Origin of the sequence: Gloeobacter violaceus PCC 7421, from assembly GCF_000011385.1 — a bacterium.
Taxonomy (GTDB): domain Bacteria; phylum Cyanobacteriota; class Cyanobacteriia; order Gloeobacterales; family Gloeobacteraceae; genus Gloeobacter; species Gloeobacter violaceus.
Genome location: NC_005125.1, coordinates 1401432 through 1426712 on the forward strand (window position 1 = coordinate 1401432; position 25281 = coordinate 1426712).

Below are 25281 nucleotides of genomic sequence, written 5' to 3' on the forward strand. Positions count from 1 at the left end.
CGCGAGGCACCAGGTGCCGGATGTGACGGGTAGTACCGGCCCTAACTTTGTCCTATGCTCTCGCTGTAGGGGCAGAAGGTCGGGCAGCTGTCTTCGTAGCGGGGATTGTACTTGCCGCAAATGTAACAGCGCGTGACCTCGCTGCTGCGGTTGGCGGCACTCTGGTAGATGCGCTTTGCAAGATCGTGCAGGGGCAGATTCTTCGTGTCTACCGCCTTGGATCGCTCAATGGCATCGACGGCGGTGTAGATTTCGTCGAGGCTTTTGCCCTCGCCGTAGCCGGCAAGCACCACCTGACGAAATTTGACCCGAAAGTCACGCTCTTCTTCGTCTTCTTGGTCATTGAGAAAGTCGAGGGGCAAAAATTCGAGGTCCGGAGCCTGGGTGTCGGCGAACTTGGCGATGGCTTCCTCTTCCTTCGCCTCCTCGCGGGCGATGATCTCGGGAGAAACATTCGGTTGCGCCGTCTCAGTGCCGCTGAGATCAAGGTCGATCTTGTCGAGATCCGGCGTGTACTTCTCGGGATTTTCCTGGGGATCCCTTGCCCCTTTGGGCTGCGGTTCGGCGCTCATGGGTTCTCTCCTCGTCTTTGTACGCACGGTAACCCCCCTGCCGCCTGGAGCGCCTCTACCCGGGGAAGGACAGGCCAATACACCACGTGTCTGCTGTGTGGGCGGCCGGCCCTTCTAGCGAGACGGGGGGCAAAGCTCACGGGCGACTTTGCGAATCGTCGGGGACAGCGTATACGTCGTAATTCTCGATACCGCCGCCGTGGAGAACCAGGTCGGCCCTCTGGATTTCTTCCTTGCGATTGCCCTCGACTATCACCAGATAGCCCCCCGCCTGGGCATGCATTCAGGCTCGCGCCCCATGGACCTGGAGGGTATCAATCCCAGGAAGTACAGTGTCCGATCGGACGCTCAGCCGTCCGGCACCTCGAGGCCGATGGTCTTTTGCAGCTGTTCGGTGAGCACCGCTGCCGCCCGGCGGTACTGCTCGTCGGCCTCGCTGCCCCACTGCCCGGAGGCGGTGAGCTTCTGGCGCACTCCCTCCGGGATGCTCACCAGGACATCCGGGGAGATCCCTTTTTTATGGATTTCCCGGCCGGAGGGGGTCCGGTAGCGGGCGATGGTGACGTTGAGACCCGAGCCGTCCGATAGGCCGTTGATCTGCTGGATGACCCCTTTGCCAAACGTCGGCATGCCCACCAGGGTGGCGCGGCGGTGATCTTGCAGCGCACCGGCGACGATTTCGCTGGCGGAGGCGGAGCCGCGGTCCACCATGACCACCAGCGGCAGGTCGGTGCGGGCACGGCCGGTGGCGCGGATCGTCTCGCGCTCACCGGTGCGATCGACCACCGAGACGATTGCGCCTTCGGCCAGCAGCAGACTGGTCACCTCGGTGGCGGCATCCACCCGGCCACCGGGGTTGTTGCGCAGATCCAAAATCCATCCCCGGGCACCCTCGCCCCCGAGGACGTCGAGGGCGGCGCGCACTTCCCGACCGGCCTTGGCGTTGAATTGCTGCAACTGGATGTAGCCCAGCTTGAAACCGCCCTCTTGCTTCAGCCGGGCCTTGATCGCCGGCAATTCGATGGCGGCGCGCGTCAGGGTGACGGTGAGCAGCTTGCCGCTCCCGCGCCGCAGCGTCAGGGTGAGCACGGCGCCCTTCTCGCCGCGGACGCGCCGGCTGACCGTGTCGAGGCTCAACCCCGCCACCGACTGGCGATCAACCGCAACGATCTGGTCTTTGACTTGGAGTCCTGCCCGGGCCGCGGGGCCGTCCGGAAAAATCCGGACGATCACCGGCACCCCGCTGCCTTCGACCGTGCCCAGGTTCATCCCCACCCCGATCGACTCGCCGCTGGTCTGCTCCAGCAGGTTTTGATACTCGCGGGGGGTCAAAAAGCGGGTGTAGGGATCACCGAGCTTTTTGAGCGCCGTGCGGACGGCCCGATAGGCATCGTCTTTGGAGGCGTACTCGCGGCCGAGCAGTTCGCTGCGCACCTGCAGCCAGTCGATTCGGTTGAAGGCCGGGTCATAAAATTCGCGCCCGACCGTCTGCCAAACTTCGTCTACCAGAGCCTTGGGCGAATCCGCCAGGCGCGACTTAATGGGTGCCTCAGCGGCAGCCTGTCGGGCAAGGATGGTCGGCACACCCGGCCCCCAAAGCACCCCGAGCCAGACCAAAAGCGGTAGCACCCGGCGAAGCCGCTGCGCCATGGTTTTTCCTCCCGTCTCAAAGACCGACAACCCATTCGAGCGGCTGCCGGCTCGGTTGCGAACGCGACGCAGTCATTATCGCCCGACCCGTTTGCGCGCTTTGAGATAGACCGAGCGAATCGCCGCCACGACCGCCTCGGGCCGCTCCAGCGAAACGTAGTTGCCGCAGTCGGGCAGAACGCTCTGGTGGCTATCGCTGGAGAGGGCGGCCAGTTCCGCCTGCAACTCCAACCAGATGCGCCGGCTCGCTTCGATCGGAAAATCTTGGCGGTAGTCGGCCGGATCGAGGTGATTGGCGGCAGTGAGCACCGCGAGAGGCAGATCCCTCAGGGAGCCCGCCGCCCGGACCTGATCGGCGCTCTCGTCGAAATGCCGGTACTCACTGTAGAGGGTGCTGCAGTAGAGCGAGCGGAAAATCCCGGCCCGGGCGGCATCCTGGCGCTGTGCGGGCAGCTTTTCGATCGTCCCCAGCTTGGGGAGAATTTCCCACCACCCGGCGAAACGGATGAGCCCGATCGGGGCGAGCAGCCGCAACCAGCCCAGCCGGTTTAAATTGCGCTCACCCGCGGCGCGCAACTGCGGCAGGATGCGGCGATTTTCGTCCTCGTGGCTGGCATCCACCAGCACGACCCCGGCCACCTCCTGTGGATACAGATGGGCGAACATGCGCATGTGCAGTCCGCCTAGAGAGCGGCCCACCAGGATATAGGGTCCGGCGATCTCCGCCTTTTCAAGCAGGGCGTGCAACTCCTCGCTTACCTGGCGGCTGGTCGGATTTTTGAGACCCGCATCGCTCCAGCCGTAACCGGCTCGGTCGTAACTGACGGTGCGGGTGAATTTGGCCACCTCCGCCTGTACCCGGCACCACTCCAGCGACCAGGCCCCACCGCCCGCCTCCAGGATCACCGTCGGCCCGCCCGTTCCCACCTCGAGCAAATGCAGCCGGTGGCCTCCCACGTCCACAAGCCGACCCGGCGGCGGCCATTTGCGGCGATCGGCGATCGAAGCGACGGCCTGGTAGATAGCCCCAACATCGATCGCCACAAAAATGAACAGGGCCAGATTGCCCAGCGCTTCGACAAACCCCATCAATCCCAGCACCGTTGCTGATCTCGATCGTAAAAGGCTTTTGCACCACTGACCAGGAACTGGTGTACCCGGGCGCAGGACTGTACTCTGGAGCCAGGAAGGGATGCACGATGAGCCACCGGCCTTTTTTCAACCGCCGCGACGCGGGCCGGCAACTGGCGGCACACCTGTGGGACTACCGCGAAGTGCCTGGCCTGCTCGTACTTGGGCTGGCCCGCGGCGGCGTACCGGTCGCCTACGAGGTGGCCGCCGCCCTGGGGGCCGACCTCGATGTGCTTGTTGTGCGCAAACTCGGCGTGCCGGGCCAGGATGAACTGGCCTTGGGGGCGATCGCTCCTGGCGGAGTGCGGGTGCTCAACGAGCCGATCGTCCGCTCCTGCGGTGTAAGCGAAGCGCAAATCGCCGCGGTGGTCGCAGTTGAGGAGCGCGAACTGCAAAGGCGCGAGGTGCTCTACCGCGGCGAGCGCCCTCGCACTCCTGTCTGCCGTCGGTCGGTGCTCCTCATCGATGACGGTTTGGCCACGGGTGCCACGATGCACGCCGCCGTCGAGTGGGTGCGCACCCAACAACCCGTCCGGTTGATCGCCGCGGTACCCGTGGCCGCTCCCTCTGCCTTGATTGCCCTACAACCTCTGGTCGACGAACTGGTCTGCCCCCTTGCACCGGGAAACTTTACTTCGGTCGGACTCTGGTACGCAGATTTTTCACAGACCTCCGACAGCGAAGTGCAGCAACTGCTCGCCACCGCCGTTCGACATCCCTCGGACTCCCCGGGAACGCCCCGGTGAACCGCGTGAATACGTAGATCTACTTAACCAATGCGGGGGATTTTGACCGATAAACATGCACCTGCTGCTGCGAGCCGCCAAAGCAGCGGTTCAAAGATCATTCTTTTCACGCAATTTCATTGGGGCTATTGGCAGATATTCTTATCAAAAAGGTGTACATGTCCTCTGTTGTCTTAGGGGTAGCAGGCGGAGCAGATTTTGCCGTTTGCCGTTTTCAGGAAAGTAAATGACCTGCAGGTGAATCCTAACAACGCTTTATGAACACTCAGACTTGGATGTCGTAATGCCATGGCACTGATAAGACGCACCCGCGACCTGATTATACGAGAAATAAATACTCTGCCGCCAGCCCGTCTATCCTCCCAGTTTGCCCAGGCCCTGGCGGCGGAGATCCACCGTCAGGAACTGCCGCAATTGTCTGAAAGGCAGCGCGACTGCGTCTACGCCCTGGAGCGCGAAGGTGTCTATGTGACCCACCTCGAAGACCTTGCACTCGCTTCGACGGCAGCCATGCTGCAAGCTGCCCGGCGATGGATTCCCACCCTCGACGACACCCAGCCCGAGATCACCGCAAAGCAGGATCTCAAGCTTGACGACGCATCGATCTTGCATTCACCGGTCCTCTATCGGTGGGGCCTGGAGGAATCTTTGCTCAATATTGTTGAAACTTATCTTGGCTTGCCTGCGCGGTATATGGGAACGGCCCTCAGGCGTTCGACCCTGCATAGTGCCCAGGTCAAAACGCGCGACTGGCATACCGACCACGAGGATCTGCGCATGGTCAAAGTGATCGTCTACTTGAGCGACGTGGACACCCACTCCGGACCTTTTCAGTACATCTCCAAACGCCTGAGCGCCTACCTGCGCGATAAACTCGGCTATCGGCACGGCAGGATCCCCTCCAAGACCGTGGCGTCGATTGTGCCTGAAAGCTTCTGGCAGAGGTGTCTGGGCCGCGCCGGCACCGTGATTCTCGCCGACACGGCAACGATCTTTCACCGGGGGGAGATGCCAACCCAGCGCGAGCGACTGGCGCTTTTTTATACCTACACCTCTTGCCAGCCGCTCAATTCCCATATCTGCAACGGCAGTTTCAAACCGTGGGAGCTTGAATATTTGACAGCGTCCCTCAACCATCGACAGCAGCAATGTTCGCTGCGGCGCTTCACCTTGCCGGAGTTGGTGGGCTGAGGGCAGGCTACCGCCCGGTCCACCGTTTTTTCCAGTGCGAACTCGGCGCGAGGTTGCTGCACTGCTGCTCCTCGCGCCGCCGCCGGTACAGAGTCGGGGCATCGTCTGTGAGGGTGGGATCGCGGTAGGGAATCGCGGCGCGTGTTTGAAGAACGCGGGCCGTAGGGCGGACCCGCCACAATGTATCGAGCAGCGCGGCACTGTTATAGCCGAGGCCGTAGCAGACATCGAGCACCCGAATGGGTTCGGGCCGGTACAATAGGCCGCTGGGGCGGACGAACTTGCCCAGCGCTTCGCGGTACGCTCCTGTGCGGCTGTGAAACGCCCGTCCAGTCTTCGTACAGGCGAAGGTGAACGAGCCGTCCGCCGTCGGTTGAACCGACCAGTCGCTCTCCATGGCCACCCTCGGGTGCACTCTTGCTGCTTGGCGCGAACAGACGTCGGATAATAGCACAAATGCAAATTGCCCTTACCCAATTTGTAATTGCACCAAAAACCCGTCGCCACCGCCGCTGCTAGCTGCTGCCGCTACCGCCGGCAAAGAACTCCAACCGGCCGAAGCCGAGAAAGTAGGTAAACGGGTTGGTGCCGGCGGGTTGGGCGTTGATTTCAAACAAGTACGTGCCGCCGCCGCGGGGGTTGCGCATCGTCGAAAGTTCGATAGTAACCGCCTGGCCCGGGCTGACCGGCTTTTGCAGGTTCAACCGCAGGCGCTGCCCGCTTAGGCTCTCGACTTGCAGCGGTACCGAAGTGCCCCCGCTCAACACCCGGATCTGGCCGGGGTCAGGAACGCGCACGCGCCGGGGAATGCCCACGATCAGGCCGCCGAGGGGTTCGCCGCTGTCGGAGGGGACAGCGACGTCGAAGGTGTAGGTCGCGGTGTTGTACGAGGCGCTGACGTTGGTCGTCATGGCGCGGGTGAGCTTGGGCACGACGCTGAAGAAAGTTTCCCCGTTGGCGACGATGGCGCTCAACGGAGCGGCAGACAACAGCACTAGGGCACACGCACTCAAGGCCAAAGACAGTTTCATGCAGAAAGCTCCCTGGATCCAGCAAACTTACTCGTATACCCAAAGCGCTCTGCTGTCCATCCCTGAGCATGATTTGTAACACTAGATACAATGCTCCGGCAGCCAAAATCCGGTTGGAGAGCGGATCTTGGCTAAATGTCCAGCCCATAGGCATTCTACACGGTGCATAAACAAGCATCTATGCCAAAAAGAGTATCTATAGATAGGCAATCAGGCGACCGCAGACGAGGACCGCACCCCAAAGGAGCAAAGAGAGTACGGCCATCGAGCGTGCCGCCGGAGGCACCTTGGTCCACTGCTCGACGGTGCGTAGCGGCCCGGCGTGCAGGAGCGCCGCGTTGGCGCCGGCCAGCGCAATCAAGGTGAGTTTGACCCGAAAGGCCGGATTGGCGGCGAGGGCCGCGGCGTCGGCGGCAAACAGCATCAAGCCGGAGAGGGCTGCGGCGGCAAAGCTGCTGTGGGCCACCGGCAGCAGGAAACGGGCGAGAGGAGCCACCGGCAGCGCCCGGGCCAGCCCCACCAGCCGCAGATCAAAAAGGGCGACAGCGCCCACTGCCAGCACAAAAGCGGCGATGTGGACGATCTCCACCGCCGGGTAGAGCCACACCCCCTGGCGCAGGGCGACGGCCGGGGCGGTCTGCTCCAGTTGCCGCAGCCAGTTTTCCGGGAGCATCAGCGTAGCTCGACGGTTTTCTCGCCCAGGACAATCCGCTCGGCGCGCAGTTCGTTCGGTTCGCTGCGGTGCGCGTAGCCTTCGACGCGCACGCCCATGCCCGGCTGCAGAGCCGTCTTCGGCAGTCCCCGGCTTTCCATGCGGGCGGGCGGAGCAAGGACGGCGAGCCAGACTTTGTCGGTGCTCTGCAGTTGGATGGTCACGTGGGGCGATTCGTAGCGCACCGATTGCACCTTGCCGCTGATATCGAGCGTCTCGGCATTGTTGTAGTTGCTCCAGCCGTGGTGGGCCAGGGCGCCGGGCGCTCCGGCCAGGGCCGCCAGGGCCGCCAATGTCACAACCGTTCGCCTGGTCATGGTTCTCTCCTGGATGGACCGACACCGCCATTGTGACGGTCCCCGGCTCCCGCAGGTGCCCGGGGGTGGACGGTAGGCGGCCTGGGCGTCGTACACTGAGAAGACCATGACTGCGTCCAGCTTTCAGATTGCCCTGCTCAAAGTGTTGGTTGCCGTCGGTTGGGCGGACGGTGTGTTGACCGACGCCGAGCGCCGGCTGATCGGCCGGTGGATGGGTGAATTTTATGTCAGCGAGCAGCAGCGCAATTATTTGCAGTACTACCTGGAGCAGCCCACCACCCGCCGGCAAGCGGAGGATTTCAGCAAGGGGCTCATCGAGGCGGCCCACAGTGGGCGCGAGCGCGAGGAAGCGCTTACCAAGCTTCAGCAACTCGCCGGTGCCGACGAGCACCTTGACGAGGCGGAGCGGTTGTTTCTGGAACGCGTGCGGGAGCTTTTCGAGAGCACCGGCGATCTGGGTTTATTTGCCAACCGTCTGCGCGGCTTTTTCTCGGCGCGGCCCTTCAGCGGCCGTTCGAGCGACGCGCTTCTGGCTGCGCTGGAGGCGGAACTGGTGAAACTTTGGCGCGAGCGCGACTACCCGGGCGACCCCTACGTCGCCGCCTTCAAAGCCGGCGAAGCGCCCACCCCCGAGCAGCGGGCGCTTTTGTTTGTCAGTGCTCTGGCCGGGTGTACCTGGGGGGAACTCAAACGCGAGATGCCCGACCCGCTCCCGTGCATCCGCCGCTGCCTGCGGCTCGACGAGGCGCAGACGCGCTTTGTCGCCCAGACGCTGGTGGACCCTTACGTGCGAAGCCTCGATCGCTCGCGGCTGGTGCGCGGGGTCGAAAATTACGCCGAGCGCCCGCTGGCGCTGGGATTGGTGGACATACTTTTTTGCCTGGCGGCGGCCGACGGGCTCATCAGCGACGCCGAGACAGAAACCATCCGGGGGGTGGCCCTCGGGCTCAAGGTCACCCACCGCCTGTTCATCGGCAGCAAATTGCGCTTCAGCGGCGAGCAATCTGGATAGGCCCAAGGTGCCAGGTGTCAGTCAGTGCGTCCTGGCACCCGAGACCTTGTTACACGGGACTGAGCGTCTTCTCGTAGACCACCTCGCCGGTGATCTTGTAGATACGGGCGGTCAAGGCGCCGCGCGCGTCGATATCGATGGCGCCGAAGTACTGGTTGTTCGGGGGCGGCAGGTTGGCCTCCGCCGGAAAGATATTGAACTCGTAGCGCGGGCCGAAGCTCCCATCGAGGGGAAAGTCGCTGGAAGGACCGAAGGCCCCGGCGTGGATGGGACCGATCACAAATTCCCAGAAGGGATTGAAGTCTTGGTAGACCGCCCGGGCGGGATCGTAGTGGATGGCGGCTGGAAAGTGCACATCGGCGGTGATCCACACGACGTTGCGGATGTCCTCGTCTTTGATGAACTTGAGCAAGTCGGCCAGTTCCTGTTCGCGGCCGAGCACTTGGCTGTTGTTTTGCGACCAGGCGTCGTAGTCGCCCTCGCCGCCGGTGACGATCGACAGCGGGTCGTGGGTGGCGATCACCTTCCAGGTAGAGCGCGAGGCTTTCAGGCGCTCCTTGAGCCACTGCAATTGCTCAGGACCCAACATTGCCAGCAACTCCGGCTGGGTGTTCCTGTCGTTGCCGCCCCGGAAGGAGCGTTCGTCGAGCAAGAACATCTCCATCAGCTTGCCCCAGCCGTAGGCGCGGTAGATGCGCTCGCCCCGGATCGGGTTGTACTCGAAGAACGCCTGGCGCGAACGCTCTGCCAACGCATCCGCGCCGATGCCGTTGTACGGCTCGGCGGTGAGCACCTCGCCCGGATACCAGTTGTTGGTGACTTCGTGGTCGTCCCACTGCACGTAGATGGGTGTCTGGGCCAAAAAGGCCCGAAACTTCTCATCGCCCAGGTTGTACTTCCAGTTCTCGCGGAACTCCTCGAGGCTGACCGCCACAAAGTCCTTGGGTGGGTCGTTGATCCAGGTGCCGCCCCCGACGACGGCGGGGATCTCCTGGGTGGGCGGGCAAGCGTTGTCGGAGTAGACCATGTCGCCGCAGAAGATGGCAAAGTCGGGCTTGAGGGGACGAATCACATCGAAGATCACGTAGCCGCCTTTGACCGTGCGACCGTCCACAGTCGCAATCTCCAGCTCAGGGTTGCGGCCCCAGCCCTGGCCACACATATCGGCCACCCAGACAAAGCGCAAAGGAGCGGCATTCTCGGCGCGCGGCGCAGTCCGGAAGCGACCCGTGGCCCGCGGCCGGGCAGGCGGCAGGACCGGTTTGCCCGTCGGCACGAAGCGCACCTGATAGTAGTACTCGGTCCCGGGCTGCAATCCCGCCAGATCGAGGCTGCCGGTATAGTCGGTGGCAGCATTCACCAGCGGGCCGCGGCGGGTCTGTACCCGCTCGAAGCGCGGCGAGGTTGAATAATCGACCACCAGACGCCCATCGCTCTGGCCGCGCGCCCAGACCACCGCGCGCGTCGGGGTGACATCGCCCACCTGGGCGCCATAGGAGGGCGCTTCCGCCGCCACCGTAGCGGTGCCGCGCCAGGAGCCCATCAGTACGGCCGATGCGCTCAAGGTGGTGCTGAGGGCCAAAAAGGTTCGTCTTGAAAATAGTTTTGCCATTCGCCACGTGCTCCGATCCACAGCGTGCCGAGTGTAAAGGTTCGACGTAAACCTTTTGCTAAGACCAGCTTGTCGGGACTTTAATCCGCACTGCCCGGCCGGTTTTATCGGGATCATTTTTGAAAGATCGCGCTGATCCGGTGCGGGGGGAGCCCCGCACCGGATCACTGGGCCGGGCCGAGGCCGGGATCCGACCGGTAGATTACGTTCGGCCGGAGGGCCGAGTAGTAGATATAGGGGCCGTTGGCGGTAAAGAAAACTTCCGGATCTTTGCGCACCTTCACAGACGGATCGCTGACTTGCTTATAAAACGGCGCTTCCGGGTCGATGCCCGCCATCCAGACGTCGGTCGGGACGGTCGTACTTTTTTGGTCGTCGCTGGTCGAGGTGGTCATAATCAGATAGGACTTGCCGTTATGCACAAAGGGTTCGGGCGACCAGAGGTAATTGCCCACCGAAGGCGGCTTGACGGTGTTGATCCGGGTCCAAGCTCCGTCGACTTTGCGGTATACGCCAATGCTTGTTTCGTCGATAAGGGCAAGAAAGATGTACTCATTGTTATACTCCGGAGCTTTCCACATAAAGACGTGGGCTTTGTCTCCGGCGTCAAAGGTCAGTTGCTCCAGTTCGCCAGTCTCGATGTTGTAGAAAAAGGCCTGCCGGTTGGTGCTTTTGGCGCGCTGGGGCAGGACGATGGCGGGCAATCCCTCCACCCAACGCCCCCCCGGCGGGATCGAACCGGGAATCTCCGCTTCGCTGTCCGGTTGATCGAGATAGCGCCATTCGACGACCTGCTTGCCCGCGGCGTCGCGACCGACGTAGGAAATGCGCGGCTTCGGGTCGAAGCGGTCGAGGCTGCCGTAGGGACCGTAGCGGGCACTCGCTTTTTGCAGCAGTGCCCCCCCCCAGGTATCGCCGGTTTGGCGGCCCCGGGCGATGGCAAAGCGCCCGTTGTTGTCATATTTGGTATAGACAATCTGGGGGCCGGAGCTGGTGTAGACCCACTCCGGGCCATTGCCCACTTCCAGGACGGAGACTGCACCAGTATCGACCAGGATGGCTTTGCCGTTGGGGGGCAAAAAGTCTCCAGTCTGCGGATCGACGTTTCCGAGCCAGACGTTGCCCTGGCCGTCGACCCAGGTAAAGCGTCCAAAGTACTGATCAAACTCCGGATCGGCTATCCCTTCGCTCGGATCGGAGACCAGGACATCCTCAGGTGCCGTCTGGGCGGAGGCCTGCGGTGGAAGCTGGGTGCTTCCGGCAATTGTCGTCGCAAATGCTAGCAACGTTGCAAATTTAATAGCGTTTTGCATCTTGAATACTCACCAATATGGAAGGGCTTTAAGGCATGGAATCGCAACGAAAGGTGCCCGTTCAGCGTACGCACGTTCTTTGTCTACACAGCCGACCCAAGGAACCTATCACAACCGCTATTCTTCTGACTAGACCGGCTGGACAGAGGCAACAGACTGGTGGCTGCATCTGCGCAAACACTTACACGATGCCTTGCGTGGCTTCAAAGCTGCTAGCGAGATTCGAACTCGCGACCTTCCCCTTACCAAGGGGATGCGCTACCACTGCGCCATAGCAGCATATACAAATGTGGGCCGGGTTGGATTTGAACCAACGTAGGCAGAGCCAACGGATTTACAGTCCGTCTCCTTTAACCACTCGGACACCGACCCAACTTTCGGCTTCAACAGGCTAACATACGCCCCCCGGTGGGTTGCCAGGGGGTAAGCCAAGAAAATTGCTCAAACGCCTTCGTTGCCTTGCCGTTGCTCAAGGCTGCGCATGAGATCTGCCATAAACTGCTCCTCTTCACCGTCACGGTACACCCGGCTCCAGGTCCGCTCTTTGCGGGAACGTTCCATGTAGGTGTGAAAAGCTTCGTCGTCAGCGCGATGGTCAAGGATGTAGCGTTTGAACTCATTGAGCGGCATATTCTGGAAGTCGGGTTTATCCATGGCTAGAAGCTCCAGGAACCGTCGGGGTACACTTCGATCTCGATATTCTTCGCCCGCGAGGATGACCACAAATCGGGTCCGCCTGTCCAATCTAACCAGGTCGATGGTGCGGTAAAACCGGGTGAGGTTGCAGGCGAGGATGTATGTCTTAACCAGTTGTGGCAGGGTGGGTTGCATAGTTTCAGTATCCGCCTGGCAGTTCAAACATCCGTGGAGATGTCGTCCCACTCCTGATCGAGGTGACAGGTGAGCCAGTTGAGGGCGTAGTGCCGCTCGTAGACGATGCTCGCATCGAGGTCGCCAGGTGGGTCTTCGCCCCTTAGACGCGCGTCGACGGCCGCCCAATGACAGCGGTAGGTCAGATCCGCCGCGTCGAGGATTTCTCCTGCCGAACGCAGCGCAGCCATTTCGACGAGCACTTCTACCGGAGTGCGCCAGGCGATCAAAGTGACGCGCTCGATGTCGCAGATGGATCCCGGCCAACCCAAATTTTCGAGGTGCCCAAGCGCCCAGAGCAGTACCCACAGGCTCTCGTAGCGCCAGACGAACTGGAGCCGGTCTTGCTCGTCGGGTTCAGGGTCCAACAAAAAAGTTTGCTCCTCGCGGGTGGTGGCCATCCAGAGCGCGCGCTCCTCGAGAAACCGGATGGCGGCTATCTGGTCGAGCCCCTCGGCGCGGGCGGCCACAGCAAACAGTGCCAGGGCGCGTTCGGCCACCTCCCGATCTAGGCGCAGACGCACCGTCCGCTCGTCGGGCAGGGGGGGCAACTCGGAATCGACGGCGATCCCCCGCCGATGGAGCAGCTGCTCCGAACGGGTTTTGCGGGCCTGGGCAGGCTGGAAGATCATCATGGCGGCTGGGCGCGACGGGCTGTACGGTTCCAGCCTCTGCGGTTAGCCTGAGAGAAGGCAAAAGGAGGCGGGCGATGGAGCGGTTTTTGGATATCGCCTGTGTGGCGGCGCGGGCGGCGGGGGCAGTGCTGTTGGGCTATCTGGGCAAGCTCGCGGATTTCGACGAGAAGACCCCCGGCAATCTGGTCACCGACGCCGATCGCGCCGCGGAGGCGGTGATCCTCGCTACCCTCAAGCGCCACTACCCCGACCACGGCATCCTCGCAGAGGAATCGGGGCTGGCCGGTATCGAGGAGAGCCCCTTTTTGTGGGCCGTGGATCCGCTGGATGGCACGACGAACTTTGCCCACCGCTACCCGGTTTTTTGCGTATCGATCGGCCTGCTCATCGACGGCACCCCGGTGGTGGGGGCGGTTTTTGACCCGGTGTCAGGTGAACTGTTCTCGGCCGCGCGGGGATTGGGGGCATTTTGCAACCACCGGCCGATTGCCGTCTCGACTACCGAAAAGCTGGGTCGCAGCCTGCTTGCCACCGGGTTCGCCTACGACCGGCGCGAGACGCCCGACAATAACTACGCCGAATTTTGCCAGTTCACCCACCTCACCCAGGGGGTGCGCCGGGGCGGCTCAGCGGCGCTGGATCTGGCCTACGTGGCGGCAGGACGCTTCGACGGCTTCTGGGAGCGGGGCCTCTCGCCCTGGGACATGGTGGCCGGGATCGTGCTGGTGAGGGAGGCGGGCGGCACGGTGAGCGCCTACGACGGCTCGCCGCTGGATCTGCGCTCGGGCCGGGTGCTCGCCACCAACGGCGCTGTGCACGCGGCGATGGTCGAGCAACTCGGCCGGGTCCAACCGCTGACTACCGCATTTCCGGTGTAAAGAGCGCCGCGACGTTGGCGATGAGTCGGTCGTTCTGCTCGGGGGTACCCACGGTGACGCGCAGACCACCGGCCGCGCCGCGCACCAGCGAGCCGCGCCCGGCCAGGGCAACCCGCACCGCCTCGGGATCGGCGATGCGGGGCCGGACAAACAAAAAATTGGCGTCACTCGGAAATAGCTCGAGCTGCTCGAAATCCGCCAGAAAGCGCTCGATGCGCCGTCGCTCCGCCAGGATCTCGGGGATGGCCGCAAGGAGGACATCGCGATGTTCGAGGGCAGCAAAAGCGGCCAGCTGCGACAGACCCGGCAGATTGTAGGGCAGGCGCACCTTTTCGAGTACTGCGGCAATCTCGGGGTTGGCGAGGGCGTAGCCCACCCGGAAATTGGCGAGGCGAAAGGCTTTGGAAAACGTGCGCAGGATGACCAGGTTCGGCCGCTCCCACAGCAAAGGTACGGCGCTGAAGCGGCTGAATTCGTAGTAGGCCTCGTCGAGAACCACCAACACCGGCAGGGATCCGAGGCGCTCGATGATCTCGTCAGAAAGCAGGTTGCCGGTCGGGCTGTTGGGATTGGCCAGAAACAGCACCCGCACGCCGTTCGCCCCGACGGCGGCCTCCAGGACGTCCGCATCGACGCCGTAATTGGCCGTACGCGCGACGCCGATGTAGGGCACCGCCAGGGTCTCAGCCAGGATGCGGTACATCGAGAAGGTGGGTTCGGCGCTTGCCACCGTCCCCCGCCCACCCAGGCAAGTCGCCGTGATCAGCGAGCGAATCAACTCGTCTGAGCCGTTGCCCACACAGACCATCTCCGAGGTGACCCCGCAGTACTCGGCGATTGCCGCCTTCAGGGCCAACGGATCGCCCTCGGGGTAGCGGTTCGTTCGCACGCCCTGCTCCAGCAAAAAGGCGAGCTTGTTCTTGAGCCACTCGGGCAGATCGTGGGGCAGTTCGTTGGCGTCGAGCTTGTCGGCCTCTGGAAAGTGCGGCGCGTGGTAAGCCTGCAAGCGGTCCAGATCGGGGCGTAGATAGGGTTGCATCACTCCTCCTGCTGCTGTTGAGTCGGGGAGTGGGGGTTTTCGTACTGCTGCAACCGCAGGCGCACCGAATCGCCGTGGGAAGGCAGTCCCTCGGCGGCAGTCAACGCATCGATCGCTTCTCCCACCTCGGCCAGGGCCTGGGGGGTGTACTGCACCAGGCTGGAGCACTTCTGGAATGTCTCGACCCCGACCCCCGAGGCGTAGCGCGCCGTGCCGGAGGTGGGCAGAATGTGGCTGGGTCCGGCCAGATAGTCGCCCACCGCTTCCGGGGTGGCGTGGCCCAAGAAGATTGCCCCGGCGTGACGTACCTTCTCGAGCAACTCCCAGGGATCTTCGACCTCCAGTTCGAGGTGTTCGGGGGCGAACAGGTTCGATAGGGCCGCCGCCTCGGCCAGATCGGCGGTGACGATCACCAGTCCGTAGTTGGCGAGGGATTTTTCGGTGAGCGTGCGGCGTGGGTGGTTTTCGAGTTGGCGGTCGACCGCTTCGATGGTGCGCTCGGCAAGGCGGCCGTCAGGGGTGATCAAGATGGCCGAGGCAAGCGAGTCGTGCTCGGCCTGGGCGAGCATATCCGCCGCCAGGAACACCGGATTGGCGGTGCTGTCGGCGATGATGAGCACCTCGGACGGACCGGCCAGCGAGTCGATGCCCACCTCGCCGTAAACCAGTTTTTTGGCCAGGGTGACGTAGATATTGCCGGGGCCGGCGATGACGCTCACCGGGGCGATCGTGCGTGTACCGTAGGTGAGGGCTCCGATCGCCTGGGCGCCGCCGATGCGGTAAATCTCGTGCACTCCCGATTCTTGGGCGGCCACCAGCACCGCCGGGTTGATCTTGCCCTCGGGATTGGGCGGGGTGACCAGCACGATGCGGGGAACTCCCGCCACCACAGCCGGGATAGCACTCATCAGCACCGAACTGGGGTAACTTGCCCGCCCGCCCGGAATGTAGAGCCCGGCCGCATCGACGGGCGTGTAGCGCCGACCCAGCACAATCCCGCGATCTTGAAACTGCACCCAGGATTTGCAGATGCGCTCGCGGTGAAATTGCTCGATGCGCTGCTTGGCGAGGCGAATCGCCTTGAGCAGACTGGTGGAGACCCGCTGATAGGCGGCGTCCAGTTCGGCGGCGCCCACCACCAGATCCCCTGGGGCAAGGCGCACCTGATCAAATTCGAGGGTGTAGCGCAACAGCGCTTCGTCCCCCTGGCGGCGAACGTTCTGCAGGATTTCGCGGACGGTCGCTTCTTGGTGTTGCACCTGCTCGGAGTGCGTTCGCGCGGCAATCCGCTTGATTTCGGTTTGCGCTTCGGACAACTGGGTGATCAGTCGCAACATACGCTTTGCTTCAGGGGTGCGCTGCCAACCAGTCTCGCTGATCTGTCCGGCATCATCAAGGCCAGATACCGGCAGGTCCCGGTTGCCGCGCCTGCTCCAGCCCTCGAGGGTCCGGATCTGGCACAATGGTCGCGTAGCCCTGGGGCCTGCCATGAAATTCGCCGTCATCGTCTTTCCCGGTTCCAACTGCGACCGCGACGTGGTCACTGTCACCCGCGGCCTGCTGGACCAGCCGACCCGCCTGGTCTGGCACACCGAGGACGACCTGGACGGCTGCGATGTGGCCGTGATCCCCGGCGGCTTCAGCTACGGCGACTACCTGCGCTGCGGCGCCATCGCCCGCTTCTCGCCCGTCATGCAGGCTGTGCGCCGCCACGCCGAGCGCGGCGGTCTGGTGATCGGCATCTGCAACGGTTTTCAGGTGCTCACCGAGGCGGGATTGCTTCCGGGTGCCCTGGTGCGCAACCGCGATCTGCAGTTCGTCTGCGATCGGGTGGCTCTCAAAGTCGAGCGCACCGATCTGCCATGGGTGCACTCCTACCGGCCGGGCGAGGTGATTACCCTGCCCATCGCCCACGGCGAGGGCTGCTACTACGCCGAGGAAGCGACCCTGGCCGAGCTGGAAGAAAACCGCCAAGTCGTCTTTCGTTACTGCCGTCCGGATGGCACCATCGACGCCGTCGGCAACCCGAACGGTTCGCTCCACAACATCGCCGGCCTCTGCAACCGGCACGGCAACGTGCTGGGCATGATGCCCCACCCCGAGCGGGCGAGCGACCCGATCCTCGGGGGCAGCGACGGGCGAAGGCTTTTCGAGAGCCTGGTGGCAAGCGCCCTGGCTGTCGTTTGAGCGGTGCCAGGCGTCAGGGGCTTACTGACGCCTGATCTATGGCACCTGCACTTCGAGGGTTTCCCCTTCGGGAATCGCCGCTTCAAAACGGCCGTCGCGGGCGAGCACGACGATAAATTGCGGCTGAACGCCCGAACTCATCTCCAGATCTTCCCAGGGCACGGCCAATTCCAGGCACTCCTGCACAGCGAAGCGGGTGGAGGTGGGCACATCGTGCCAATGGTCATACTCGCCTGCCGCCTTCAACTGGCAGTGGCGATGCTGCAGGTGCAACTCCAGGCCGTGGCGAAACTGGTAGCTGGCCGTTCCCTGCGCCGGGCGTTCCCTGAGCGGCAGGACACTGTTGTGGTGAACCTGGTGGGGGTAGTACCAGTAGAGGTGCACCGCCTGGGGCCGCTCGCCGCCGAAGTCAAGGCGCAGATAAAAATGGCGGTGATCGGTGCCGTACCAGACGCGCTGGACACTAGCCGCCCGGTGCATCGTGCCGCGCGCCCCGCCCACCTCGTAACAACCGGCCTCCCTCCACTCCTGCTCAAAGCCGTATCCGGTAATCTGCGGTTGGATGAAGGCCCTGGGCACCCGGCTTCCGGGCGCATCGTGGCGCTCCAGGGCCGAACGGAGGGCCTTGGGGATCGCTTCGCCGAGCGAGACGTACAGCGCCTGCAGATGCTCGCGAAAGAGTTGGTCGAATAAAGCGTCCTGGGCGGAGCTGTGGCCGTAGCCGAACCACCAGAACCAGTCGGACCCCTGCGCCGCCCAGAGCGCCTCCCAGGAGGCATCGGTGGCGCGCGGGTGGCCTTCGATCACCTGGCGGGCCTGGGCGAGCAGTTCCCAGGCGCGGTTTTTGACCGGATCGCCTATCCAGGTGGTGAAATCGGCGTTGATCCACGAGCCGCTGTGGAGGCGCTCGAGCGGGATCGAACGCTCGGCACCGAAGCGGTCGAGGTATTCGCTGACGGTGACGAGTTTGATCGAGCGGTGGCGCGAGAGGCGGGAGTAGAGCGCTTCGAGGAAGGGTTTGCCGTCCTGGTTGTAGTACTCCCAGCAGTTCTCGCCGTCGAGGGCCACCGTCACCAAATGCGGCCCGGGGGCTTTCTGGGCCTTGATGAGGCGGCCGATGGCCTCCAGTTGTTCGATAAAGTCGCGGGCGGCCTCCTCCGCCGGGCGACCGGCGTACTCGAAGCCGATCAAATCCGACAGGCGGGTGTCGCGAAAGACCACCGAGACCGGCCCGGCGGGCGTCTCCACCAGATAGGGCCGGTAGAGCAAGTCCGGCGCCTGGACATGGCCGTAGTCGTCGCGGTTGAAAAAGTGGTCGATCGAACAGCCGAGCACGCCCTCGTCGGAGACCAGCCACTTGAAACCCGCCTTCACCACCTCAGGCAAGACCGCCGGGCTCACCGACTCTTCCGAAGGCCACAGCCCGCGCGGATCGCAGTCGAAGCGGGTCTGATAATTTTCTTTGCCCTTGAGCAGTTGCGTGCGCACATCCTGGGGCCAGTGGAAGCGCGAGCGCGGCAGCGCCATCTGGGGCCGTGCCGCCCGGCCGCTGTCGGTGTTGGCGAGCAAAGGCAAAATCGGGTGGGTGTAGGGGGTGGTCGTCACCTCGATCTGCCCGCGCTCCTGCATGATTTTGTGCTGGCCGACGATGCGGCTCATGATCTCGCGCTGTTTGGCGTAGATGGCCTCGCGATCGGCGAGGGTGAAGCCGCTGTCTCGGGCGATCCAGGAGCGCACCTGCGGGTCTTCTTCCTGAAAAATGGGGTCGAACCAACAGAGGTTGTGCCAGGCGAGCAAATCTTCGTACTCCGCCGCCTGCCAGTGCTCCAGGCACCAGTTGGTGCCGTGCTGCTGGCGCATCTCCAATAGTTGGCTGTAGCGCGGGTAAGGATAGATGAGATTTTCCCAGTTGGCGTCGAAGAACCGCTCGATGATAAAGCGCCGGTCGCCGGCTGTGAGTTGCGCCACCGGTTTGAGCAGCACCTCCAGCCACGGGTCCATGGCCGTCCCGGCGATATAGTCTTCGATCTGCATCAACAGCGACGGCACCAGGTTAAAAGTCTGGTGCAGCTTCGGATAGCGCTCCAGAATCAAAGCCAGATCCAGATAATCCTTGGTGCCGTGCAGCCGCACCCAGGGCATCAGATAGCGGCCCGACAGGGCACTTCTGTAGAGCGGTTGGTGCTGGTGCCAGATAAAGGCCACGTAAAGCGGATGGCTTGTCACAAAGACCCCTGCCCAAAATTTCTTTCAGGGTATCAAGGGGATCACAAAAAAGGTGTCGGCGGACAAGCCGAAATGCCCTCAGGCTTCCTCCGCTTCAGGCGGCAGTTCCTCTTCGTATTGCTCTTCGGGCAGCGGCTCTTCGGCAGCTTCCATACCGGGCTCCGCCTGGGCTACTGCCTCCTCGGAGACCTCCGGCTCCACTTCGCTATCGGTGAGGTTGCCCCAGAGATCCTGCACCCCTTCCACCACGTTCGAGCCGACTTCGCCGAAGAAACCGGTGACCTCGTTTAAGGTTTCGCCGGGATTTTCGACCCACTCGGCGGCCCCTTCGCCGATGGCCGAGCCGACGGCGACGGTCGTATCGACGGCAAAATCGGCAGCGCGCGCCCAGGTTTCCCCGGTAAATAGCCCAGCGACATTGCCGCCGATGTTGTCGATGCCCTCGGACAGATCCGTCGTCACCTCGCCCCAACCCTCTGCCAGTTCTTCGCCGGCATTGCCCAGTCCTTCGCCGATATCTGCAAACCCACCGCCAAAATCGCCCTGCAAAAAGTTGTCCGCCGAAGCGAAGGCACCATCGGCCGCGTCGTAGGCACTCTCCAGCAGGCCGCCGCCGGTGTGCACCACCGCCTCGGTCAGTTCCCCTTCGGCAAAACCGTCCGCCACCGCGTAGGCGAGCATGGCGTTGGAGGCCAGACTGGCACCGCCCGAGGCCGTCTCGGCCGCCACCGCCCTACCTGCAAGATCGTCGGCCTGGGCAGTCATCGACGCGATTTTCTCCTGGGCAAAGGCAATCCCTTCGTCGTAGATCTGCGCGGTGGATTGTGCAGCTTCGTCGCTAAATTCGGCGGCCTTGTAGGCGACTTGCTGAGGGCCTTCGACATTCAGCCGATCGAGAAAGGCCTCTTGACTGCCTCTTTCCCACAAAATATCGTCCGCTTGATTTGCAAGATCTGCGCTGTAGGCTCCCAGTTTTTCCGAGGCGACGCCCAGTCTTTCGGATCCCGCCACCGCCGCAGGAACCGTTGCTCCTGCCAATACATTTTCGTCTTCGCGCTCCGTCTGCTGGCTTGTCATGGCCGGTCAATCTCCACGCTTCCACTCCTTCTGTAGGGACAAAGCCAAAGGCTCCCCTTCCTGGCCGAAGGGGAGCCCACCGGCAAATCGTCCTACGGCCGGTACGGAGTTCCCAGCGTTTCGCTAAACACGTTGTACTCGAAGGGCAGCCTGCCAGGATTCGGCCCGGGCTCGGCGGCGTAACCGATCGGCACCACCACGGCGATGGCGGTATTCGGCTCGTCCGCAGCACCGATTACCGCTTTGACAGCAGTCTGCATAGGCTGGCTCCTTGAGGTGTCACAGAATCCTGAATGGTCCCATGCCGGCATGTACAAGACTATTGATTAAAGTCAATTTCCAGCTCCGCCATGTTGCCGAGATGCCCCGACCGACAACCTGGATGCTGGTCTTGATTGCACTCTTGATGAATCTACTATGGGATATGGTCTACTGGCAGATCTCGCCAGATAAAGAGGCGCCATGACGAGCTTCAGGCCTTTTGTCGCATCACAGTCGGAGCCGCCGCTGCCGACAATGTACGATCTGCCGAGCGAAAATCCGGAGGAACCCGGTTTGCCGGATGAGTTTCACGATTGGCAGCCGCAGTTGCTGTCTCAGACCTTTCAGCCGCCGGCTTATCCCTGCGATCGGGTCTTCACCGCCTCGGATTTGAATCTATATTACGATTCGCTCAACACCGGTCTTTTCAAGCGTCCGGACTGGTTTGCCGTGGTGGGCGTGCCCCGCCTGGTGGGTTCCGGCCGCCTCAGCTACGTGGCCTGGAAGGAAGGACGATCGCCGATTGTGGTTGTCGAACTGCTTTCGCCCAGTACCCAGGAAGCAGATCAAGGCCAGACCCTGCGCGGTCAACAACCGCCATCCAAGTGGGAAGTGTACGAAAATATCCTTCGAGTACCATACTACGTGCTGTTCAATCGGGAGGCCAACATTTTCCGGATTTTTCAGTTGGAGGGTGCCAGCTACCAGGAGCTGTCCGAGCCAAATCTGTGGATCAAAGAGTTGCAAATTGGCCTGGGGCTGTGGCAGGGAAGGTTTTCCGGGGTGGAGCGGCAGTGGCTTCGCTGGCATGCAGCAAACGGCGAATGGATTATGACCGCCGAAGAGGATGCTTTGCAACTGGCCCAACGCGAGCGCAAGGCAAGGGAACAAGCCGAGCAACGGGCAGCGCAGGCGGAGCAAAAAGCTGCTGCTCTGGCGAAGCGCTTGCAGGCATTGGGCCTGGATCCAGACACAGAAATTTGAGTTTACAACCGCTCCCAGCCATGCGGCGCATAGCTGAAGGCGAACAAACCCGGGTGCAGAATCTCGGCCAGGATTTCGAGCGAATCGACCAATCGCGGTCCCGGCCGGTTGAAGTACTGGTTGCCGTCGACAATGAAAACTTCGCCCTTGCGCACGGCAGTGAGCGAAGTCCATTCGGGTTGACTTTCGGCCAGGGCAAGGGCCGCTTTGCGGGTGGCAGCCAGGTCGTAGCCGCAGGGCATAAAAATAATCACCTCCGGATCAGAGGCTGCCAGGGCCGTCCACTCCAGCCACGGGGAGTGCTTGCCGGTCACGCCGAAAAGGTTCACCCCGCCCGCCATCTCCACTAGTTCCGGTACCCAGTTGCCCGCCGCCATCAGCGGATCGGTCCACTCGATACAGGCCACCCGGCGACCGGTGCCTGCCGATTGCGCTTTTTCATAGCAAGCTTTTACCCGCGCCCGCAGCGACTGGACGACGTGTGCGGACGGTACACCCAGGGCCGTTCCCACCCGCGCGATGTCCTCCCAAAGGTCACCCAGCACATTCGGCTGCAGCGAGAGGATATGGGGCTGCCCACCCGTTAGGCCCGCCACCGCCGCCTCAACTTCAGACAGACTCACAGCACAGACTTCGCACTGGGCCTGGGTGAGGATGTGGGTAGGCGCCAGTTGCTCAAGCATGGCCAGATCCACTTCGTAAACACTCAGGGCGGTGGCGAGCAGCTTGCTCACCCGCTCGTGCACCTCGCGGCTGGTGCCTACCGGATCAAATTTGGGCCGCGTGCAGACGGGCAGTACGCGCACCGATTCGGGATAGTCGCACTCGTGGGAGCGGCCTACCAGCCGAGAAGCAAGCCCCAGCACCGCCACGATCTCAGTGGCGCTGGGTATCAATGTTACAATCCGTTGTTCAAGGTCAGGCGACAGAGAGCCCAGAGGCGATGCTGCAGTCATCGAAGCGCGCTCCTTCCTTTGCGGATGTTCTTACCAGCTTAGGTCTGATGGTCTACACCGCGCCGCTGCTGCTGCTGCACGCGGGCCGCCAGAGCCTGATCGGCACCGACGAGGGCTACTACGCCCAGATGGCGCGCGAAATGATCCGTGGCGGCCAGTGGCTCGCCCCGAGCTTTCTGGGAGAACCCTGGTTCGAGAAGCCCCCCCTCAACCCCTGGCTGATTGCCATCAGCTTTCAGACGTTCGGAATTAGCGAATGGAGCGCCAGGCTGCCGAGCGTGATTGCCGGGGTGGCGGGAGTCTTGCTCACCTACTGGATTGGCCGGACGCTGGTGGGGCCGCGCCGGGCGCTACTTGGGGCACTGGTGCTGCCCACGATGTACCTGTGGTTGTTCTACGGGCGTGTGGCCGTCACCGACGTCATCCTCACTACGCTCGAACTGGCGGGCCTGGGCTGTCTGCTGCTGGCCGTCCGGCCCGGCTGGAGAGCGCTCGCCGCCGGGTGGGGTATCGCCGTCGGGCTCGGATTGCTCCTCAAGACAACGATGATCCTGCTGCCGGCCGTCGCCACCTTGCCCTGGCTCATCTGGCGCAACCGCGAGCACCGTTTGCTCACCAACCCGTATCTTTATGCCGGACTCGCGGCCGGGGTGGGGCTGTTCGGCTCCTGGTACGCGACGGCCACGAACGTCTACGGCGCGCTCGTCTACGAACAGCTGTTCGGGCATCTGTTTAAGCTCGGCAACAAAGAATTTCATCCGGTGGGGCCGTTCTACTATTTCTGGAACTTACCGGCCAATACTTTCCCGTGGACCTTTCTGGCCCTGGGCGGAGTCTGGGCGCTCCAGCGCGAAAAAAAGGCGCCGTTGCTGCTCTGGAGCTATCCGCTGGTACTGCTGTCGCTGTTGCAGCTGTTTTCTACCAAAGAACCGTACTACTTGATCCAAGCTTGCCCGTTTATTGCCCTGCTGGCCGGGGTGTGGATCGACCATTGTTGGCAGCGCAGGCGCGGACGCTCCCTGGCCGCCACCAGCTTCCTGGTGGGAATGGTGGGTCTATTGCTGGTTGTTGCGGCCCCAGTGCTTGCCTTCAACCCCACCTGGATAGACGGGGTGCAGCTTTATTTGCCCCTGGGCCTGGCTCTGGGGATTCTCTGGCTGGGGGTGCCGGTCTTCTTCCGGGTTCGGCGCAGCCTGCCCTCCGCCCAGACGCTCTGGACGGTTTCGCTCATCGGCGGTCCGTACTTCGCCCTGCTGCTCGCGGTCCTCACCACCTTCCTGGGCGACTTCTATCCCGACTTCAAAGCCTTTTCCCAGCAGCGCCTCGCAGGCTACATCGATCCGGACGCTCCGATTGCCATGGTCTACGAAAAGAATGGCGAGCGGGTCTCAGAATTTATCGCCTTGACGTTCTACACTCCCAACCCGAGCGTGCAACTCGATGCGGCCGGGGTGCGCGCAGACGATACCCAGCGCCACTGGTGGCTCTCCCCCGAATCGCGCCAATTGCTCGACAAGTCGGGCTTTATCTACAAGCCGCTCGTCGAAGTCTTTGGCTGGACCCTTGCTCGGCGCGTCAATGCCGACAACTCCAGTTCCTCAGGTGTAAGTCTTCATGCAATGGCTGCAAAACGGGGGGAGCCGAACCGCGTCTCAATAAGTAATGGTCATGTTGTTGGTGTTGGCCGCCTCCAGGATGTGTGGGCGCAGCCTGGGATCGTTCAGGGCGAAGGAGCGCTCATGAACCAAAGCGTTCGCAGCCCGCTCGTATAACGCGATAGATTCCTCGTCGTTGTGCGCGTTGTAGCAAAGAAGGCCGTCGATGTTGGGGTATGCATCGTAAAAGTAGCGCGACCAGGACTGGCTTAACCCCCGATCGGGCACCTTCGCGAGGGCCGCCACTGAGCCTGCCTTCATGGCGCCGGGGCCACGCAGGTCCAATAACTGCAACGTCTTGCGCGACTGGATGAAGGCCAGCTGTTGTGATTCGATTTTGACCTTGCCGGTGTCTCCAAAAGTTTCGACCAGGCAACGCGAAAGGGTAAATGCGCAGTAGTAGATAGCGCGTTGCGAATCCTCCGCCTGCCCCGGACCCCGGTGGTGCTCGAAGCGATGGATAGGGCCGAAGGATCGAAACGTCAGTGCCTGACTATTAAATCGGGATGGATCGAAAATACGCCAAAGGGGCGTACCCGCCGGCAGAGCATAGAACAGGGGATCAACCGGCCGCCTGGGTGGGGGCGGATCAATTCTGACCACGCCCGACCGCTGCGGCTTCTTCCAGTACCCGGTCGAGCATACCCTTCTTGAGTGCGTCCGCGGGTGAGAGCCCATCGAGCACTGGGTTGGGGCGCACGAACCAGGAAGCTTTGGCAAAGTCAGCAACCTGCAAAGCCTTCAGCACCGCCGACAGACCCGCGAGCACCCCATCCAGTCCCTGCGGATCGAACTGCCACAGCGGAAAACGCAGGATGCCATTGTCCATGACTGCCAGGAGCGTACGGGCCTTCACCCGATCGTGCGGTGTCTGACGCGAAGTACCCAGCAGTTTGGCGACCTCCGGCGCGGAAATGGTCGCAGTCAGGATCTCACGGCGGTGTGCAAAGGCTCTTGCCAGAGACTCCAACTCCAGTTGCGCGCGATCCTGCAGACTATAGCGGCGTCCGAGCAACGCATCGATCTCCCCAGAGCCGTTCTCGAGTGAACGGTGCACCTGCTCTTTCAGGATTTGGGCAAAGGTCTGCACCTCTTGGACGCTGAGATCCTTCAACAGCTCCAGCTTCTGAGCTTCTTCCCGAGAGACGACAGCCATAGATGTCAGCAATGTCAAGTTGCACGCCAAGCATAACTTTTATGTAAGCGATGTCAAGGCTGTCGGAAGT

At 62.5% G+C, this 25281-nt stretch carries 26 protein-coding genes, 2 tRNA genes and 1 pseudogene; 7 read left to right on the plus strand and 22 right to left on the minus strand.

The window, feature by feature from the left end:
• Positions 1-41: 41 nt before the first annotated feature.
• From GLL_RS06790 to GLL_RS06805, 4 genes are all read right to left on the minus strand, one after another.
• A complete protein-coding gene (locus GLL_RS06790) occupies positions 42-572 on the minus strand; it encodes a hypothetical protein (protein WP_164928743.1) in 531 nt (176 codons plus the stop codon).
• Between the two features lie 136 nt (positions 573-708).
• Complete coding sequence (locus GLL_RS06795; RefSeq protein ID WP_164928744.1) at positions 709-855, minus strand: hypothetical protein; 147 nt, start codon at positions 853-855, stop codon at positions 709-711.
• A 65-nt stretch (positions 856-920) separates the two neighbouring features.
• Positions 921-2222, minus strand: coding sequence for a S41 family peptidase (locus GLL_RS06800; RefSeq protein ID WP_011141309.1), 1302 nt, complete (start codon positions 2220-2222; stop codon positions 921-923).
• Between the two features lie 75 nt (positions 2223-2297).
• Positions 2298-3311 carry an alpha/beta fold hydrolase gene (locus GLL_RS06805; RefSeq protein WP_164928745.1) on the minus strand — a complete coding sequence of 338 codons (1014 nt, stop codon included), beginning with the start codon at positions 3309-3311 and terminating at the stop codon, positions 2298-2300.
• A 110-nt stretch (positions 3312-3421) separates the two neighbouring features.
• Here GLL_RS06805 and GLL_RS06810 point away from each other — a divergent pair, with 110 nt between their 5' ends.
• Both GLL_RS06810 and GLL_RS06815 read left to right on the plus strand, forming a co-directional pair.
• On the plus strand, positions 3422-4099 hold the full coding sequence (locus GLL_RS06810) for a phosphoribosyltransferase (RefSeq protein ID WP_164928746.1): 678 nt from the start codon (positions 3422-3424) through the stop codon (positions 4097-4099).
• A 288-nt stretch (positions 4100-4387) separates the two neighbouring features.
• A complete protein-coding gene (locus GLL_RS06815) occupies positions 4388-5290 on the plus strand; it encodes a hypothetical protein (protein WP_011141312.1) in 903 nt (300 codons plus the stop codon).
• A 7-nt stretch (positions 5291-5297) separates the two neighbouring features.
• Here GLL_RS06815 and GLL_RS06820 read toward each other — a convergent pair whose 3' ends face one another.
• From GLL_RS06820 to GLL_RS06835, 4 genes are all read right to left on the minus strand, one after another.
• Complete coding sequence (locus GLL_RS06820) at positions 5298-5705, minus strand: hypothetical protein (protein WP_197530138.1); 408 nt, start codon at positions 5703-5705, stop codon at positions 5298-5300.
• 100 nt (positions 5706-5805) lie between these two features.
• Positions 5806-6321 (minus strand): DUF2808 domain-containing protein, encoded by a 516-nt coding sequence (locus GLL_RS06825; RefSeq protein ID WP_011141314.1) that lies wholly within the window; start codon positions 6319-6321, stop codon positions 5806-5808.
• Positions 6322-6517: 196 nt separating this feature from the next.
• Positions 6518-6994, minus strand: coding sequence for a hypothetical protein (locus tag GLL_RS06830; RefSeq protein ID WP_011141315.1), 477 nt, complete (start codon positions 6992-6994; stop codon positions 6518-6520).
• Positions 6994-7350, minus strand: coding sequence for a DUF6152 family protein (locus GLL_RS06835; RefSeq protein ID WP_164928747.1), 357 nt, complete (start codon positions 7348-7350; stop codon positions 6994-6996). Before GLL_RS06835 ends, GLL_RS06830 begins: the two co-directional genes overlap by 1 nt.
• A 106-nt stretch (positions 7351-7456) precedes the next feature.
• Between GLL_RS06835 and GLL_RS06840 the strand changes: the two genes are divergently transcribed.
• Positions 7457-8362 (plus strand): TerB family tellurite resistance protein, encoded by a 906-nt coding sequence (locus GLL_RS06840; protein ID WP_011141317.1) that lies wholly within the window; start codon positions 7457-7459, stop codon positions 8360-8362.
• Between the two features lie 49 nt (positions 8363-8411).
• On the opposite strand, the gene GLL_RS06845 is transcribed toward GLL_RS06840, so the two are convergent.
• From GLL_RS06845 to GLL_RS06870, 6 genes are all read right to left on the minus strand, one after another.
• Positions 8412-9974, minus strand: a complete 1563-nt coding sequence (locus GLL_RS06845; protein WP_164928748.1) for an alkaline phosphatase D family protein — start codon at positions 9972-9974, stop codon at positions 8412-8414.
• A gap of 164 nt (positions 9975-10138) precedes the next feature.
• Entirely contained in the window at positions 10139-11287 is a 1149-nt protein-coding gene (locus GLL_RS06850) for a hypothetical protein (protein WP_011141319.1), read from the minus strand.
• A 207-nt stretch (positions 11288-11494) separates the two neighbouring features.
• Positions 11495-11566 (minus strand) — tRNA-Thr (locus tag GLL_RS06855).
• An 11-nt stretch (positions 11567-11577) separates the two neighbouring features.
• Positions 11578-11659 (minus strand) — tRNA-Tyr (locus GLL_RS06860).
• 69 nt (positions 11660-11728) lie between these two features.
• Positions 11729-12118: a DUF6887 family protein gene (locus tag GLL_RS06865; protein ID WP_164928406.1), complete on the minus strand. Its 390-nt coding sequence runs from the start codon at positions 12116-12118 to the stop codon at positions 11729-11731.
• Positions 12119-12141: 23 nt separating this feature from the next.
• Complete coding sequence (locus GLL_RS06870; protein WP_011141321.1) at positions 12142-12792, minus strand: DUF4272 domain-containing protein; 651 nt, start codon at positions 12790-12792, stop codon at positions 12142-12144.
• A 74-nt stretch (positions 12793-12866) separates the two neighbouring features.
• Between GLL_RS06870 and GLL_RS06875 the strand changes: the two genes are divergently transcribed.
• Entirely contained in the window at positions 12867-13670 is an 804-nt protein-coding gene (locus tag GLL_RS06875; RefSeq protein WP_011141322.1) for an inositol monophosphatase family protein, read from the plus strand.
• Here GLL_RS06875 and GLL_RS06880 read toward each other — a convergent pair.
• Together GLL_RS06880 and hisD are read right to left on the minus strand one after the other, a co-directional pair.
• Positions 13651-14709: a histidinol-phosphate transaminase gene (locus tag GLL_RS06880; protein ID WP_164928749.1), complete on the minus strand. Its 1059-nt coding sequence runs from the start codon at positions 14707-14709 to the stop codon at positions 13651-13653. The genes GLL_RS06875 and GLL_RS06880 overlap by 20 nt on opposite strands.
• Positions 14709-16046, minus strand: coding sequence for a histidinol dehydrogenase (gene hisD / locus GLL_RS06885; protein WP_011141324.1), 1338 nt, complete (start codon positions 16044-16046; stop codon positions 14709-14711). Before hisD ends, GLL_RS06880 begins: the two co-directional genes overlap by 1 nt.
• Positions 16047-16197: 151 nt before the next feature.
• Between hisD and purQ the strand changes: the two genes are divergently transcribed.
• Positions 16198-16896, plus strand: coding sequence for a phosphoribosylformylglycinamidine synthase subunit PurQ (gene purQ / locus GLL_RS06890; RefSeq protein ID WP_011141325.1), 699 nt, complete (start codon positions 16198-16200; stop codon positions 16894-16896).
• A 36-nt stretch (positions 16897-16932) separates the two neighbouring features.
• Here the strand turns inward: purQ and GLL_RS06895 are convergent, their stop codons facing one another.
• From GLL_RS06895 to GLL_RS06905, 3 genes and pseudogenes are all read right to left on the minus strand, one after another.
• Positions 16933-19122, minus strand: a complete 2190-nt coding sequence (locus tag GLL_RS06895; protein WP_011141326.1) for a glycoside hydrolase family 57 protein — start codon at positions 19120-19122, stop codon at positions 16933-16935.
• 78 nt (positions 19123-19200) lie between these two features.
• A complete protein-coding gene (locus tag GLL_RS06900; RefSeq protein ID WP_011141327.1) occupies positions 19201-20199 on the minus strand; it encodes a hypothetical protein in 999 nt (332 codons plus the stop codon).
• A gap of 92 nt (positions 20200-20291) precedes the next feature.
• Positions 20292-20459 (minus strand): annotated as a pseudogene (locus tag GLL_RS06905) (nitroreductase); the annotation flags it as partial.
• A 202-nt stretch (positions 20460-20661) separates the two neighbouring features.
• Between GLL_RS06905 and GLL_RS06910 the strand changes: the two are divergent.
• On the plus strand, positions 20662-21444 hold the full coding sequence (locus GLL_RS06910) for a Uma2 family endonuclease (protein ID WP_011141329.1): 783 nt from the start codon (positions 20662-20664) through the stop codon (positions 21442-21444).
• A 2-nt stretch (positions 21445-21446) separates the two neighbouring features.
• On the opposite strand, the gene GLL_RS06915 is transcribed toward GLL_RS06910, so the two are convergent.
• Positions 21447-22400: a cobalamin-binding protein gene (locus tag GLL_RS06915; protein ID WP_011141330.1), complete on the minus strand. Its 954-nt coding sequence runs from the start codon at positions 22398-22400 to the stop codon at positions 21447-21449.
• Between GLL_RS06915 and GLL_RS06920 the strand changes: the two genes are divergently transcribed.
• A complete protein-coding gene (locus tag GLL_RS06920; protein ID WP_164928750.1) occupies positions 22388-24172 on the plus strand; it encodes an ArnT family glycosyltransferase in 1785 nt (594 codons plus the stop codon). The genes GLL_RS06915 and GLL_RS06920 overlap by 13 nt on opposite strands.
• Here GLL_RS06920 and GLL_RS06925 read toward each other — a convergent pair.
• Positions 24053-24658 carry an RES family NAD+ phosphorylase gene (locus tag GLL_RS06925; protein ID WP_011141332.1) on the minus strand — a complete coding sequence of 202 codons (606 nt, stop codon included), beginning with the start codon at positions 24656-24658 and terminating at the stop codon, positions 24053-24055. The two genes, GLL_RS06920 and GLL_RS06925, sit on opposite strands and share 120 nt — an antisense overlap.
• Positions 24645-25211 (minus strand): hypothetical protein, encoded by a 567-nt coding sequence (locus GLL_RS06930; RefSeq protein WP_011141333.1) that lies wholly within the window; start codon positions 25209-25211, stop codon positions 24645-24647. The genes GLL_RS06925 and GLL_RS06930 overlap by 14 nt, the downstream gene beginning before the upstream one ends.
• Between the last annotated feature and the right edge of the window lie 70 nt (positions 25212-25281).

What these genes read in the sequence shown, in the direction of transcription:
- GLL_RS06805 (WP_164928745.1), bottom strand. Translation starts at nt 3,311, where the DNA reads ATGGGGTTTGTCGAAGCGCTGGGCAATCTGGCCCTGTTCATTTTTGTG.
- GLL_RS06900 (WP_011141327.1), bottom strand. Translation starts at nt 20,199, where the DNA reads ATGACAAGCCAGCAGACGGAGCGCGAAGACGAAAATGTATTGGCAGGA.
- purQ (WP_011141325.1), top strand. Translation starts at nt 16,198, where the DNA reads ATGAAATTCGCCGTCATCGTCTTTCCCGGTTCCAACTGCGACCGCGAC.
- hisD (WP_011141324.1), bottom strand. Translation starts at nt 16,046, where the DNA reads ATGTTGCGACTGATCACCCAGTTGTCCGAAGCGCAAACCGAAATCAAG.
- GLL_RS06845 (WP_164928748.1), bottom strand. Translation starts at nt 9,974, where the DNA reads ATGGCAAAACTATTTTCAAGACGAACCTTTTTGGCCCTCAGCACCACC.
- GLL_RS06850 (WP_011141319.1), bottom strand. Translation starts at nt 11,287, where the DNA reads ATGCAAAACGCTATTAAATTTGCAACGTTGCTAGCATTTGCGACGACA.
- GLL_RS06920 (WP_164928750.1), top strand. Translation starts at nt 22,388, where the DNA reads ATGCTGCAGTCATCGAAGCGCGCTCCTTCCTTTGCGGATGTTCTTACC.
- GLL_RS06865 (WP_164928406.1), bottom strand. Translation starts at nt 12,118, where the DNA reads ATGCAACCCACCCTGCCACAACTGGTTAAGACATACATCCTCGCCTGC.
- GLL_RS06810 (WP_164928746.1), top strand. Translation starts at nt 3,422, where the DNA reads ATGAGCCACCGGCCTTTTTTCAACCGCCGCGACGCGGGCCGGCAACTG.
- GLL_RS06910 (WP_011141329.1), top strand. Translation starts at nt 20,662, where the DNA reads ATGACGAGCTTCAGGCCTTTTGTCGCATCACAGTCGGAGCCGCCGCTG.
- GLL_RS06825 (WP_011141314.1), bottom strand. Translation starts at nt 6,321, where the DNA reads ATGAAACTGTCTTTGGCCTTGAGTGCGTGTGCCCTAGTGCTGTTGTCT.
- GLL_RS06930 (WP_011141333.1), bottom strand. Translation starts at nt 25,211, where the DNA reads ATGGCTGTCGTCTCTCGGGAAGAAGCTCAGAAGCTGGAGCTGTTGAAG.
- GLL_RS06835 (WP_164928747.1), bottom strand. Translation starts at nt 7,350, where the DNA reads ATGACCAGGCGAACGGTTGTGACATTGGCGGCCCTGGCGGCCCTGGCC.
- GLL_RS06840 (WP_011141317.1), top strand. Translation starts at nt 7,457, where the DNA reads ATGACTGCGTCCAGCTTTCAGATTGCCCTGCTCAAAGTGTTGGTTGCC.
- GLL_RS06875 (WP_011141322.1), top strand. Translation starts at nt 12,867, where the DNA reads ATGGAGCGGTTTTTGGATATCGCCTGTGTGGCGGCGCGGGCGGCGGGG.
- GLL_RS06870 (WP_011141321.1), bottom strand. Translation starts at nt 12,792, where the DNA reads ATGATGATCTTCCAGCCTGCCCAGGCCCGCAAAACCCGTTCGGAGCAG.
- GLL_RS06880 (WP_164928749.1), bottom strand. Translation starts at nt 14,709, where the DNA reads ATGCAACCCTATCTACGCCCCGATCTGGACCGCTTGCAGGCTTACCAC.
- GLL_RS06815 (WP_011141312.1), top strand. Translation starts at nt 4,388, where the DNA reads ATGGCACTGATAAGACGCACCCGCGACCTGATTATACGAGAAATAAAT.
- GLL_RS06800 (WP_011141309.1), bottom strand. Translation starts at nt 2,222, where the DNA reads ATGGCGCAGCGGCTTCGCCGGGTGCTACCGCTTTTGGTCTGGCTCGGG.
- GLL_RS06790 (WP_164928743.1), bottom strand. Translation starts at nt 572, where the DNA reads ATGAGCGCCGAACCGCAGCCCAAAGGGGCAAGGGATCCCCAGGAAAAT.
- GLL_RS06915 (WP_011141330.1), bottom strand. Translation starts at nt 22,400, where the DNA reads ATGACTGCAGCATCGCCTCTGGGCTCTCTGTCGCCTGACCTTGAACAA.
- GLL_RS06795 (WP_164928744.1), bottom strand. Translation starts at nt 855, where the DNA reads ATGCATGCCCAGGCGGGGGGCTATCTGGTGATAGTCGAGGGCAATCGC.
- GLL_RS06830 (WP_011141315.1), bottom strand. Translation starts at nt 6,994, where the DNA reads ATGCTCCCGGAAAACTGGCTGCGGCAACTGGAGCAGACCGCCCCGGCC.